Origin of the sequence: Sorangium sp. So ce362, assembly GCF_051519845.1 — a bacterium.
In the GTDB taxonomy this organism is placed as follows: Bacteria; Myxococcota_A; Polyangia; order Polyangiales; family Polyangiaceae; genus Sorangium.
In genome coordinates this window covers 1,487,729-1,500,627 of sequence record NZ_CP150332.1, presented here as the reverse complement: position 1 = coordinate 1,500,627, position 12,899 = coordinate 1,487,729, and the positions used below count along the sequence as shown (strand labels likewise).

The window sequence follows — 12,899 nt, the reverse complement described above, 5'->3', positions numbered from 1 at the left end:
TCACTCCTCCACGGCGACGCCGGTCGCGTCGGGCGCGGTCACACGCGGGGCTCCGTCGAGGAGCACCCGCGTGCCCCGGGCCATCAGCGCGAACGGCCGCTCGCCCTGGATCCGCAGCACCACGAGCTCCGCGTCGGTCTCGAGGACCTGCCCGCCGGGGAGCGTGAGCTCCTCCGGGGCCCCCGCGCCCCGGAGGATCGCGACGTCGGTCCCGCCGTCGCTCTCGATCTGCCAGGCGACGATGCCGGGCCCCGGCGCGATCGGCGCCGCCCGGAGGGGCGCGTCGGGGCCGCTGTCCGCGCCGACCTTGTAGGGCAGGAGCACCGCCAGGAACCCCGGCGCCTCGGCCTCGACCGTGGCGTCGATGACGGCGTGGTCGGCGGCCTTGCGGTCCTTCTCGAACTCGTGGACGTGGGGCACGGTGAGCGGCGTGTACGGCGGCTCCACGACGGCCAGCCCCGGCGCGGTCGACCGCACGCGCACCTCGACGCCCGCCCGCGCCCGCTCCCAGCGCGCGCCGTCGGGGAGGCGCTCGAAGTTGCCCCCGGAGGTGAGCCCCGCGTAGCCGTGCAGCCGCCACGCGTGCGCGCGCGCCGCCGGGTGCGACGTCGCCAGGCGGTCGCCCACCACGAAGTAGCGGCCGTCGATGAAGGCCACGGACCGCTCGACGTGCGTGTCCTGGTAGTCCTGGTGCGCCTCCGCGTACTCGACGGCGGCGCCGTCGTGGGTGTTCCGGATCCAGGCGTCCGCGTCGCCGAAGTTGTTGAAGACCCCCTTGTCGGGCGCGGATCGGCCGTCGATGAGGATGACGTTGTGCGACGGCGACTGGCTTGTCTTCGCGTTGTCGAGCGAATCGGGCTTGTAGTAGCCGGGGTCGATCAACAGGTACTCTCCGTAGGCGGCGAGCGAGAAGGACGTGCCGTCCACGTGGTCGTGGATCGCCTTGCGCGCCGAGCCGTGCTCCGCGAGGAGCAGGAGCCAGCGCGCCTCCTCGCCCCAGTCCGAGCGGAACACCGCATTGCCCGCGTCGGGCATGAAGCGCGTCAGGAAGGGCGGCTCCTCGGCGGCCGCCGCGTCGTCGAGGTAAACCAGGTGATGGGCGATGAGGTCGCTGCCAAACTCCATATCCTGGGGGCTGTCGCGGTTCTGCTCCCAGTCCCAGCGATACACCCCGCTGCCTCCGAAGGAGGTGAGCAGCGGGCTCCCGTTGAACGGGGTGAAGACGCCGTCGTCGGCCGGGGGGCGGCTGCCCCAGGGCAGGCGCAGCGAGAGCGACCAGTCGACGGACTTCGTGAAGAGCCCGCCGCGCAACGGGAGCTCGAGCGTGGCTTGCTCGCCGTCGACGCAGCCGTGTCCGGCCCACGGGTCCTCGTCGGAGCGGGTGCGGCAGTCGCGCGCGAAGGCCACGGGCCCCTCGAGGGCGTTGTCGAGGGCGATGAAGAACGCCGCGGTGGGTCCCCAGGCGAAGCTGGCATAGTACGGGCCTTCGGAGGCGCCGCCGTCGGGCTGCACGTACTGGCCGTCCGGGCCCCAGAGGTAGGCGAGCTCCGAGATCGACCAGTTCCACCAGGTCGCGGCCGACGGGTGCCCGGGGAACGCGAGCGCCACGTAGCCGATCGCGTCGGCGGTCCGGATCGGGTGGTTGTTCTGCGCGGGGAGCAGCAGGAGATTCCGAAAGAAATCGTGCTCGACGTACTTGGCGAAGAGCTGGCCGGTGATCTCGGTGATCTTGCGCTCTGCCTCGGCGGACTCTTCGTCTGGGAGCCACGGTGTGGCGCTCAGGAGGTCCCACGCGTTCGTGTACCCCATCAGGGTCTTCGCCATCCGGATGTTGATATCGAGGACCGAGTTCGTGTCCCAATCGGGCTCGAGCCGGCGCAGGAACTCGCGCGCCTTCCCGGCCGCCGCCTGGTCCTCGAAGACCCAGGCGAGGAGGGCGTTCGCCTGCGCCGTCGAGGCGTTGTCGCCGTTCGTCCTGGGGTCCCAGGACTCCGGGTCCGGGTCCTCCGTGTACGGCCGCTCGGCGCGGCGCTTCAGGGTGGCGAGGATCGAGGCGTAGGGCTCGCGATCGACGCGCGAGCGCAGCAGGTCGCGGTGCTCGGGCCGCGCGAGGAGCCGCGGATGGACGCCGGTGTCCCGCGGCTGGCTCGGCGCGGGGACGTCGGTGCCGCACGCGGCGAGCGCGAGCGCGAGCGTCGCGAGGGCCGCGCGCGCCGCGTGCGTACGACAGAGGGTTCGGATGGACAGAGACACGCCGTGGGACCGTGATTGCATGGCAGGATCGGGCGAGGGCTGGACAGGACAGGAAGGCGCTCGTGCGCGAGCTGCAGCAGCGTATCAGCTCGCGCCGGCCTGGATCGGCTCGACATCTCGCGGGCGTGGGGCCGATCACCACATCACCCGTCATGACGGAATCCGATGTAATCCGATCAGCCTCCGTTGCCATCTGGGCAGACGCGACCCTCACCGGATGACCTCGAGGCGCGCGTCGAGCGAGCTGAGCAGAGCCCGTCGCGGCGCGTCGGCGCGGGCGGCGTCGAGCGCGCCCGCAGGCTCCTGGACGTGAGGGGCGCGACGCGCTCAGGTGGTGCAATCTTGCGCGAGCGTCCGCCTGCTGCGGCAGGACGCGACGCGCGGAGCGGAGCGACCGCGCCGGCAGCGAGGAGTCCTCGTCGTCGCGGGCTCTCCGCTGAGCGGCCTCCCGCTTGCATTGCCCCGGCCGCGCTGAGAAAAATCGAGGAGGTTTGGAATGGCGAACGAGCAGAAGCAGAGGATGGGCGCGCAGGGACAGCAGGGCTCCGGGCTACAGGAAGGCCGCAGCGAGAGCAGTGTTGTCCCTGACAAGGACTACAACCTGGTCAGCGTGCTCTACCATGCTCTCCAGGGCGCGGAGACCTGTTCAGAGTACGTTCAGGACGCGCAAAAGCAGGGAGATCAGGAGCTCGCCTCGTTCATCAGCGAGGTGCGGCAGGAGCACCTGCGGCTCGCGGAGCGCGCGAAGCAGCTCCTCGGGCAGCGGCTGAGCGGCGGCGCGCGCGCGGGCCAGGGAGGAGCGCGCGGCAGCGCCTGACGCGATCCGCGGGTCGAATCGACAAGGCGCCAAGAACGCCAGGGGAGCACGGTCTTGCTCTGGTGTGCTTGGCGCCTTGCTTTGTGTCCAAAGCGTGAGGGGGAGCCCTGAGAGCGCATGATCCTCATGTCGCAGCGCGACGGACGCGGCTCGCGCGTGGGGGGCGGACGCCACGCGGGACAGCCTTCATGATATGCGCCTTCGTCATGCCCCTCCCCAAGCACCCCCGCGCCGTCATCACCGGCGCCGCCTCGGGCCTCGGCCGCGCGCTGGCCCTCGAGCTCGCGGGCCGTCGGGCGAAGCTGCTCCTCGCCGACCTCAACGAGGAAGGCTCCCGGGAAACGGCGCGCCTCGTCGCCGGCGCCGGCGGCGAGGCGCACGCGGTGCGCTGCGACGTGAGCCGCAGCGAGGACGTCGCGGCGCTCGTGGGCGAGGCCGATCGCGCGCTCGGCGGCGTCGATCTCGTGGTGAACAACGCGGGCGTCTGCGCCGGCGGGCAGGTCGGCGAGATCCCGCTCGCGGACTGGGCGTGGGTCATGGGCGTCAACCTCTGGGGCGTCATCCACGGCTGCCACGCGTTCGCGCCGCGCTTCAAGGAGCAGCGGAGCGGGCACTTCCTGAACGTCGCGTCCGCCGCCGGCTTCATCTCCGTGCCGGGCATCGCCCCCTACTGCGTGACAAAGGCCGGCGTCGTCGCCCTGTCGGAGACGCTGAGGCTCGAGCTCGCCCCCCACGGCGTCGGGGTCACCGTCCTGTGCCCGACCTTCTTCAGGACGCAGATCGCCTCGAGCGGGCGCGGCCTCGACGGGCCCATGAAGGCGACCGCCGAGAAGCTCATGGGGCGCGAGGGGCTCCAGGCCGACTACGTGGCGCGGCGCGCGGTCGAAGCGGTCGACGCCGGCCGCCTCTACGCCGTGCCTCACCGCGATGGCCGCTGGGGCTGGCGGCTGAAGCGCGCCCTCCCCGAGCTGCTCCAGGACGTGGTGATGCGCCAGGTGATGCGCAGGGCGCTCTGATCGAGTCGAGCGCGCCGCGCCGTTCGGACGTTCGGCGCCGGGAGGACGAGGGCGCCTCCGAGGTGGGCAGGGACGTCGTGATTGCGCGCAAGTAAGCCAATTCGTTCGAAAATACGCCGCGCAAAAGGCGCTGCGGGCGGCCCGATGGTGAGGCAGGATGAGGGCCGACCGATGCAGCCCAACGTCCACGACGCGCTGTTCAAGACCGCCTTTTCCAACGTGGAGCACGCGGCGGGTGAGCTGCGGGAGGTGCTGCCGCCCGCCCTGGCCGCGCGGATCGACTGGAACTCGTTGAAGCTCGCGCCGGGGAGCTTCGTGGATGAAGCGTTGAAGGAGCGGCAGAGCGACCTGCTCTTCTCGGCCTCGCTGGGCGAGGCCAGCGCGCTTCTCTATCTCCTGTTCGAGCACCAGAGCACGGTGGAAGCGCTGATGGCGTTCCGGCTGCTGCGCTACATGGTCCGCATCTGGGAGCAGCACCTGGCCGCCCACCCTGCCGCGAGGCGATTGCCGGCGATCGTGCCCGTGGTGTTGCACCACAGTGAAACCGGGTGGACGGCGAAGACGGCGTTCGAGGATCTGCTCGATCTCGACGACGCGGCTCGGACTGCCGCGGGCGAGCATGTGCTGCGGCTACGGTTCGTGCTGGACGACATCAGCCTCGTGGAGGACGACGCGCTGCGGGCGCGCGCGATGAGCGCGTTCGCACGGCTCGCGCTCTGGTGCCTGCGGCATGCGCGAGAGCCGGAGCTGCTGCTCGAGCAGCTGCGTCGATGGCTGGACCTCGTACGGGAGACGCGGAGAGCGCCGAACGGGGCGGAGGCGCTTCGTGCGCTCTGGCGCTATATTCTGGCGACGAACGAGCGCGATGAGCCGGCGGAGGTCCTGCAGCGGCTCCTGGCTGCGGTGGGAGACGAAGGAAAGGAGGAGGTCGTGTCGGTGGCCGACAAGCTGGTGGAGCACGGGCGGCGCGAAGGGCTGCAAGAGGGGCGGCGCGAAGGGCTGCAAGCGGGGCGGCGCGAGGGGCTGCAAGCGGGGCGGCGCGAAGGGCTGCAAGCGGGGCGGCGCGAAGGGCTGCAGCACACGCTGCTCAAGCTGCTCGGCGCGCGGTTCGGCGCGCTGCCGGAGGACATCGTCGCACGCGTGAACAGCGCCGACATCCCGCAGCTGGATCGGTGGTTCGACCGCGTGCTGACCGCTACGACCCTGGCAGACGCGCTGGGCGACCGCTGAGCCACGGCGAAGTCCGCGCCGGCCGCCGGGGCCGGGCGGGCCAGCGCCCCCGAACGACGGCCGTTCTGCCTGGAACGCCGGGTACACCCCGGGACCGCCCAGCTTGTGGCGCCGCCAGCTGACCCGTTGTAAACGCGGGGCGTGACCCAGGTGCGCTCGATCTTCGCCCCAGGACTCTTCGGAAACCAGGTAGCGATCGTCACCGGTGGGGGCAGCGGGATCGGCCTCGCGTGCGCGCGCGAGCTCGCTCACCTCGGCGCGAAGGTCGCGATCTGCGGCCGCAAGCGCGACAAGCTCGACGCAGCGGCGAAGACGCTCGAAGGCGACGGCGTCCCCGGCGACGGCGTGCTCGCCGCGCCGTGCGATATCCGCGAGCCGGAGCAGATCGCCGCCTTCGTCGGCCAGGTCCTGGAGCGCTTCGGCCGCGTCGACGTCCTCGTGAACAACGCCGGAGGCCAGTTCCCGAGCCCGGCCATCGACATGACCCCGAAGGGCTGGGAGGCGGTCGTCCGCAACAACCTGAACGGCACCTTCTTCATGACCCGCGAGGTCGCCAGGCGGGCGATGATCCCGGCCCAGCGCGGCCGCGTCGTGAACGTCACCGCGTCGGTGAGCCGCGGCTTCCCGGGCATGGCCCACACCGGCGCCGCGCGCGCCGGCGTCGAGAACCTGACGCGCTCGCTCGCCGTCGAGTGGGCGGCGCTCGGCATCCGCGTCAACGCCGTCGCCCCCGGCAGCAACATCCGGTCGAGCGGCACGTCGCAGTACGGCGACGAGCTCCTCGAGCTCGCGCGGCGCGCCACCCCGCTCAAGCGCCTCGCCGCCCCGGAGGAGGTCTCGCGGCTCATCGTCTTCCTCGCGACCGACCAGAACGACTTCATCACCGGCGCGGTCTACGGCATCGACGGCGGCCAGCCGCTCTGGGGCGACATCTGGTCCATCCCCGAGCCGGAGGGCGCGCCCGGCGCTCCGCCGGACGGCAAGGGCTGAAGGGGCGCGGCGTGACCTACCCGCCCCCGTACGCCGCCGGCGAGCAGGCCGCGCCGGAGCCCACCTCCGGCGCGCTCGCCGACGCGCTGGCGCCGCCGTTCGGGCCGCCGCCGTCGTCCGCGCCGCCGTCGTCCGCGCAGCCGCCGGCCGAGCCGACCACCTTCCTCGGGCGGGTCGCCCGGCGGGTGCGCGACTACTTCCTCGCGCTCGACCCGACCTTCCTGTCGGCGGTCGCGCCGCTCGCGGTGATCGCCGTCATCCTCTTCACGCGCGCTCCGTCGACGAACTACATCTTCGACGAGCAGGAGGCGCTCCTCGCCAACCCGTATGTGAACGCGAAGGGCGGGCTCCGCTTCATCGACGCGATCCACCGCGATTTCTGGGGGCTGCCGCCCGACCGGAGCGTCGGCTCCTACCGCCCGCTGCCGAACCTCCTCTGGCGCACCGTCTGGGCCGTCACGAAGCAGCCGTTCTTCCATCACTTCTACAACGTCCTCTTCCACGCAGCGAACGGCGCGCTGCTCACGTGCGTCACGTTCTGGCTCACGCGCAAGCGCGGGCTCGCCTACCTCACCGGGCTCATCTTCGTCGGCTGCGCGGTGCTCACCGAGGCGGTCAGCGGCATCGTGGGCATCGCCGACGTGCTCGGGGGCCTGGGCGCGATCGCCGCCCTCGCCGCCCTGACGCTGCCCGCGTGGGCGATGCCGTTCGGCGTGTTCGCGGCGGTGCTCCTCGGCCTCTTCTCCAAGGAGAGCGCGCTCGTCTGCGTGCCGCTGATCCCGTTCGCCGCGCTGATCGCGGCGCCCCTCACGCACCCCACGCGGCCGGCGCGGCTCGTCCGGTCGCTGCTCGCGCTGCTCGCCGCGGGCGCGGCGTTCGTGCTGTACGTCGAGCTCCGGCGGCGCTGGTTCCCGTCGCCCCTGCCGGCCGAGCTCACGACGCCGCTCGCGGAAGGCACGCCGCTCGTGGAGCGCGCGCTGCACGAGCTGCTCGTCTGGTTCCACCAGGCGCCCCTGCCGCGCGATCCGCTCAACAACCCGCTCAGCACCGCGGACGCCCCGCACCGGATCGCCGGCGCCCTGCGCGTCTACTGGCGCGGCCTCACCCAGCTCGTGTTCCCGTGGACGCTCAGCGGCGACTACTCGTACCCGCAGGAGCCGACGCCCGACCGGCTGGTCTTCTTCGGCAGCGTCGCCGGCGCCGCGATGATGGCGCTGCCCCCGCTCGGCTCGCTCGCGCTCTGGATCGCGGCCCTCCGCCGCGAGCACCTCGAGCGGCGCGAGCGGCGCTCGGTGCGCGCCGCCTTCCTCGTCGACGGCGGCCAGGCGACGTCGCGGCGGTGGTCGCTGCTCCTCGCGGGGGCGCTGCTCGCGATCGGGGCGGCGGCGCTCGCCGTGTACGACTGGCAGGTGCTCCGCCCGGCGGGGCGCGTCCCGCTGCTCCGGGCGCTGCCGCTCGTGCTCTGGCCGCTGCCGTTCCTTCCCGCGCTGCTCCTCGGGCTCGGGCTGCTCGTCGAGGGCACGCGCCCCCTGCCCTGCCCCGCGACCGCGGACCGGAGCGTCTGGGTGCCGCTGCGCCGCGGCTACGCGGGGCTGTGCCTCGTGGCGATCGGGCTGACCTGGATCGTGGTCAGCTACTTCCCGCACTCGAACATCCCGGTCGTCCTGCCGACGGTGCGCGCGGAGCGCTTCTGGTACTTCCCGGCCATCGGCTCGTCGCTGGTCCTCGCCGTCGCGTTCTCGTGGCTCCACGAGGCCCTCGCGGGCTCGACGCTCGCGCCGCGCGCCCGCTGGTCGTGGCGGGCGTGGGTGACGCCGGCGCTGTTCGTGCTCTTCTTCGGCTTCCAGTGCGCGCAGGCCTACCGGCACGCGATGGACTACCGCAACGACCTCGACTTCTGGGCGGCGACGAAGGAGGCCGTCCCGAACAGCGCCAAGGCGCACCTCAACTACTCGGTCATGAAGGGCGCCCGCAGCGACCTGCCGGCCCGGCTCGCCGAGAGCAAGATCGCGGTGGAGCTCGCCCCGAGCTGGCCGATGGCCCACGTGTACACGGGCGACACGCTCTGCCGCATGCACCGCCCCGACGAGGCCTTCCCGCACTACCGGCGCGGCATGGAGCTCGGCCCGAACGAGCTGAGCCTGATCGCGCTCGCGCTGCAGTGCCTGCACGACGAGCAGCGGCTCACGGCGTACGAGGCGGAGCTCCGGCAGCTCGCCGAGGAGCACCCCGGGACGTGGCTCGCGTACCTCGCGATCGACACGCTCGACAACGGCGCGAAGCACGGCGGCGTCGACCCGAAGTACCGGCCGCGCGGCTACAACGAGGGGCCGAAGGAGTGACCGAGGCCTGGCACGTGTACATCCTGCGCTGCGGCGACGGGTCGCTCTACACGGGCATCGCCCGCGACGTGGAGGCGCGCTTCGCGCAGCACGCGGCGGGGCGCGGGGCGCGGTACACGCGCGGCCGGGGGCCGCTCGCGGTGGTCCACGTGGAGACGGCGGCCGGCAAGGGCGAGGCGCTGCGGCGGGAAGCGGCGATCCGGCGGATGGGGCGCGCGGGGAAGGAGGCGCTCGCGGCGGGGAGGACAGGGGCGCCGGGGATGGCGCTCGCGGCGGGCCGCGCCGCGCAGGGTAGCGCGTCGACGTCGTGAGAGGGGTCGCCGAGCCGCCCGGCCCCCGGGGAGGGAGCTCGTCTTTACCCGAGCCTTTCCCACGACGCCCAGGACCCGGCGGCCACTGCCGATGCCGAGCAGGCTGCGGCCGATGACGTAGGCGTCGTTCTCTCGCTCCGCGCATCTTCGTGGCCGAGCCGCGTCGAAGCGCTGTTCTCCGGGCCGAGGTATCATCGTGAATGAGGAGATACGGTGAGGAAGTCGACCTCGAGCGCGAAGACCGAGAGCCTCCAACAGAGCGAGCTCTCCGGCGGTGACCTGGACGCCGACGCCTATCTCCTGGTGATCGACGGATCCTCGTCGCGGCGGTGCCCGCTGCCGAGGGAGGGGGTGCTGTTCGTCGGGCGCTCCTCCGACGCGGCGATCTGCGTCACCGCCGCGGCGGCGTCCCGGCGGCACGCGAAGTTCCTCGTCACGGGCGGCGAGGTGCAGGTCATCGACCTGAAGAGCCACAATGGAACGCTCGTCAACGGCGAGCGCCTGGAGGGATCGCGCCTCCTCTCGTCCGGCGACGTCGTCACGATCGGCGACGCCGTGCTGATCCTCCGGCGCGAGCCCCGGGCGCCGGACCGCGCCCTCGTCGATGCGGGCCGCTGGCGCCGGCGCCTCGAGGAAGAGATCGAGCGCGCGGGCGATTACGGCAGGCCGCTCGCGGTGGCCGTCGTGTCGACCGGCGGCGTCCGGGACAAGGCGGTCGCGGGGGCCGCGGCGGCGGCGGCGCTGCGGCTCATCGACGTCCTCGCCTGGGACGGCGGCGCGCAGCTCGTCGTCCTGATGCCCGAGCTCGGGGCCGAGGCGGCGCGCGCGGCGACGCTCGAGCTGCTGGAGGTGCTCGCGCCGCTCGCGCCCGGGACCCGGGGCGGGGTCGCTGCGTACCCGGCCGACGGCGGCGATGCCGAGACGCTCGTCTCCGGCGCCGCCGCCGCGGCCTCGATCGCGGGGCCGGGTACGGTGGCCGTCGCCGCGGACACCGCCGTCCGGCACCGCGTCGGCGAGCTCGAGGTCGTGCTCGCGGATCCGGCGATGATCCGCGTATTCGAGCTCGTCCGCCGGCTCGCCGCGAGCGAGCTCTCGGTGCTCGTCCTGGGCGAGACCGGGACCGGCAAGGAGAACGCCGCGGCGGCGCTGCACCAGTGGTCGGCGCGGGCGAGCAAGCCGCTGATCCCCCTCAACTGTGCGGCCCTCCCGGAGACGCTCGTCGAGAGCGAGCTGTTCGGGTACGAGCGGGGCGCGTTCTCGGACGCGCGGGCGCCGAAGCCGGGCCTGCTCGAGCGCGCGCACGGCGGCACGGTGTTCCTCGACGAGATCGGCGAGCTGCCGCTCGGCGCGCAGGCCAAGCTGCTGCGCGCGCTCGAGGCGAAGCGGATCACGCGCCTCGGCGACGTGCGCGAGCGCGAGGTCGACTTCCGCATCGTGGCGGCGACGAACCGCAACCTCGAGGCCGAGAGCCGCGCGGGCCGCTTCCGGGAGGACCTGCTCTTCCGGCTGAGCACGGCGGTGGTCGAGCTGCCGCCGCTCCGGCACCGGCCGCGCGAGGTGCCGATCCTGGCGCGCCTCTTCCTGGCCGAGGCGCGCGCCCGGGGCGGCAAGGCGCCGGTCGAGCTCTCGGAGGCCGCGCAGTCGACCCTCGCCGCTTATGCGTTCCCTGGCAACGTGCGCGAGCTGAAGAATGCGATGGAGTTCGCGGCGGCGACGGCGGAGAGCGAGGTCGTCGAGCTGTGGAATCTGCCGGACCGCATCGTGGGGCGAGGGGCCGCGGCGCCGGCCGGTGGGGGCGCGGCGGCGGGCGGGGGCGCGGCGGCGGACGGGGGCGCGGCGGCCGGTGGGGGCACGCCCTCCTCGCCGCCGGGGGCGCCGCCGCGATTCCGGCCGATCGCCGAGGAGCTGAAGGAGCTGGAGCGCCGGCGGATGCAGGAGGCGCTCGAGGCGACGGGCGGGGTGCAGACGCGCGCAGCGGAGCTCATCGGGATGCCGACGCGCACGTTCGTGTTCAAGCTGAAGCAGTACGGCCTCGCGGCGCGGCCGGCGAAGCGTCCGTCCTGAGAGCGCCGGTCACCCAGCGCGCCTCGCCGGCATCCGGTCCACTCATCGAGCGCTCGGCCGGCCGGACAGGGCTTCTTCCTCGTCCAGGGAGCCGGCGACGACCTCGTGGGCGCCGATGTCGTGGGCGCTCTCCTGAGGGCGTGGGGTGCCGAAGAAGTCCCCCTGGACATCGACGAGCAGCGTCCCCCGGTTCCTGTCGGGTGAATCGCCCAGCAGCCGGAAGCCGGCGGGATCGATGCCGTTCTCGTTGACGAGCAGCGGATCTCCGACCACGTCGCTCGCGCTCTGCCCAGAACCTCCCGGCGAGGAGCTCCCGTTGCCGCCGAACCAGTTGTTGCTGGCGAAGTCGATCCTGACGGTGTGACTGAACCTCGTCAGCGGCCTGTCGCTGCTCAGCTGGTAGAAGATGTTGTTGACGACCTGGGCTCGCCCGCCCTCGGCGGAGGGCGCGGGGCCCCGGATGCCGAACAGCTCCGCGTCTCCCGAGCCAACCACCGTGTTGTTCTCGATCCTGGTTCGACCCATATCGCTCGGCCCCGTGCCGCCCCACGCGCTCAGCTGGAGGACTGTGCGGCGGGGGATGGATGAGGGGCCGGGACCGACGACGATGTTGTTCCGGACGCGGTTGTTGTCCAGCAGGACGTCGCCCGGGTCCTCGTTCGCGAGCGCGATCCCCACCGCCGCGGCAGGGATCCGCAGGTCCCCGGCCCACGAGCAAGCCGTGTCGCCGGCGGGTCGATCGGGGCAGCTCACGCCGTCCGGGCAGTAGGGCCGGTGGAACGCCGGCTTGCTCAGCGAGTAGATGAAGTTGCGCTCGATCGTGGAGTCGGCGAGGTTGTTCAGGTAGAGATCGACGCTGTAGTTGTCGTGGAGCACGTTGTCGGCGACGTGGTGGTTCGTCCCGTAGGCGCCGATCCCCTCCCCGAAGTTCTCGTAGATGGTGTTGCCCACGACCACGTCGTCGCCCCGCGTCAGGTTCACCGCCGACGGCCACCCGCCCTCGTGACAGAACAGGCGCTTGTCTGCGTTAATCTTCACGTTGTCGTAGACGACGTTGTTCTCGAACCGCATATGGGTCGACTCGTGACCGGGATAGACGGCGCCCTTGAACGAGCCGTGGATCGTGTTCCCTGCGATACGGATATGCCGGCCGCTGCTCGACCCGTCCCACTTCCAGAGGCTGATCGCGACGCCTTTCGCGTCGCGCATCTCGAACCCGAGGATGTCGTAATACGCTCCTCGGATCTGCAGGATGTTCTCGTTGCTGCCTCCTCCCAGGCTGCCGTCGAGCACGACCGATTCGCCGGGATAGGGCTGGAAGACGATGTGCTCTTCCTCGGTGCCGAGGTGGTCGAGCTTCACCGGGCTCGTGCTGTCCGTGGTATAGGTGCCGCCGCGGACATAGACCGTGTCGCCGGCCTGCGCCATCTGCCCCGCTTTCACGAGCGTCTTGAAGGGCCTGGCCAGCGTGCCTGGGTTCGTGTCGAGCCCGGTGGTCGCGACATGGTAGATGTCCCTGGTGAGCGCCTTGACCTGCGCGGCGGTCAGCGCGACATCGTAGAGGCGCACCTCGTCGATCGTCCCTGCGTACGCGTTCCAGGAGGGGTGATTGCCGATGACGATGGGCCGCGTGGAGTCCTGCAGCGCGCGGGGCTCTGCCGAGACGGCGGTCGACGCGACGAGGGCGCCGTTCACGTAGAGCGAGACGCGCGTCCCGTCGTAGACCCCCGCGACATGCGACCACACGCCCGGGCTCGCCGGGGCGGCGACGGTGACCGTGGTCCCCCAGCCATTGCCGGGGAGAGCGATGCTGAACCCGAACTGACCGTCCTGCAGGAACAGCGCGTACGAATCCATCGAATACCTGGGGAATCCC

9 protein-coding genes are annotated in these 12,899 nt (G+C 72.3%); 7 read left to right on the top strand and 2 right to left on the bottom strand.

Translation table 11 applies throughout. The features are described 5' to 3' along the window. Entirely contained in the window at positions 1-2,274 is a 2,274-nt protein-coding gene (locus WMF17_RS05925; protein WP_437648598.1) for a heparinase II/III domain-containing protein, read from the bottom strand. A gap of 475 nt (positions 2,275-2,749) precedes the next feature. Here WMF17_RS05925 and WMF17_RS05920 point away from each other — a divergent pair, with 475 nt between their 5' ends. The 7 genes from WMF17_RS05920 to WMF17_RS05890 all read left to right on the top strand — a co-directional run bounded on the left by WMF17_RS05920 (position 2,750) and on the right by WMF17_RS05890 (position 11,023). Beyond that, entirely contained in the window at positions 2,750-3,070 is a 321-nt protein-coding gene (locus WMF17_RS05920) for a hypothetical protein (RefSeq protein WP_437600972.1), read from the top strand. Between the two features lie 206 nt (positions 3,071-3,276). Beyond that, a complete protein-coding gene (locus WMF17_RS05915) occupies positions 3,277-4,086 on the top strand; it encodes an SDR family NAD(P)-dependent oxidoreductase (RefSeq protein ID WP_437648596.1) in 810 nt (269 codons plus the stop codon). A gap of 81 nt (positions 4,087-4,167) precedes the next feature. Next, complete coding sequence (locus WMF17_RS05910; RefSeq protein WP_437600969.1) at positions 4,168-5,316, top strand: Rpn family recombination-promoting nuclease/putative transposase; 1,149 nt, start codon at positions 4,168-4,170, stop codon at positions 5,314-5,316. A gap of 141 nt (positions 5,317-5,457) precedes the next feature. Continuing rightward, on the top strand, positions 5,458-6,306 hold the full coding sequence (locus WMF17_RS05905) for an SDR family oxidoreductase (protein WP_437600968.1): 849 nt from the start codon (positions 5,458-5,460) through the stop codon (positions 6,304-6,306). 11 nt (positions 6,307-6,317) lie between these two features. After that, positions 6,318-8,648, top strand: coding sequence for a tetratricopeptide repeat protein (locus tag WMF17_RS05900; protein ID WP_437600967.1), 2,331 nt, complete (start codon positions 6,318-6,320; stop codon positions 8,646-8,648). Then, a complete protein-coding gene (locus WMF17_RS05895) occupies positions 8,645-8,959 on the top strand; it encodes a GIY-YIG nuclease family protein (RefSeq protein WP_437600966.1) in 315 nt (104 codons plus the stop codon). Before WMF17_RS05900 ends, WMF17_RS05895 begins: the two co-directional genes overlap by 4 nt. A gap of 213 nt (positions 8,960-9,172) precedes the next feature. Continuing rightward, positions 9,173-11,023, top strand: coding sequence for a sigma 54-interacting transcriptional regulator (locus tag WMF17_RS05890; protein WP_437600965.1), 1,851 nt, complete (start codon positions 9,173-9,175; stop codon positions 11,021-11,023). Between the two features lie 42 nt (positions 11,024-11,065). Here the strand turns inward: WMF17_RS05890 and WMF17_RS05885 are convergent, their stop codons facing one another. Then, the gene (locus tag WMF17_RS05885) at positions 11,066-12,880 is read right to left on the bottom strand and encodes a LamG-like jellyroll fold domain-containing protein (protein WP_437648595.1); all 1,815 of its coding nucleotides are present in this window, start codon (positions 12,878-12,880) and stop codon (positions 11,066-11,068) included. Positions 12,881-12,899: the final 19 nt, after the last annotated feature.

Excerpts from the sequence above, each read along its gene's own strand:
- WMF17_RS05925 (WP_437648598.1), bottom strand. The coding sequence starts at position 2,274 with ATGCAATCACGGTCCCACGGCGTGTCTCTGTCCATCCGAACCCTCTGT.
- WMF17_RS05920 (WP_437600972.1), top strand. The coding sequence starts at position 2,750 with ATGGCGAACGAGCAGAAGCAGAGGATGGGCGCGCAGGGACAGCAGGGC.
- WMF17_RS05915 (WP_437648596.1), top strand. The coding sequence starts at position 3,277 with ATGCCCCTCCCCAAGCACCCCCGCGCCGTCATCACCGGCGCCGCCTCG.
- WMF17_RS05885 (WP_437648595.1), bottom strand. The coding sequence starts at position 12,880 with ATGGATTCGTACGCGCTGTTCCTGCAGGACGGTCAGTTCGGGTTCAGC.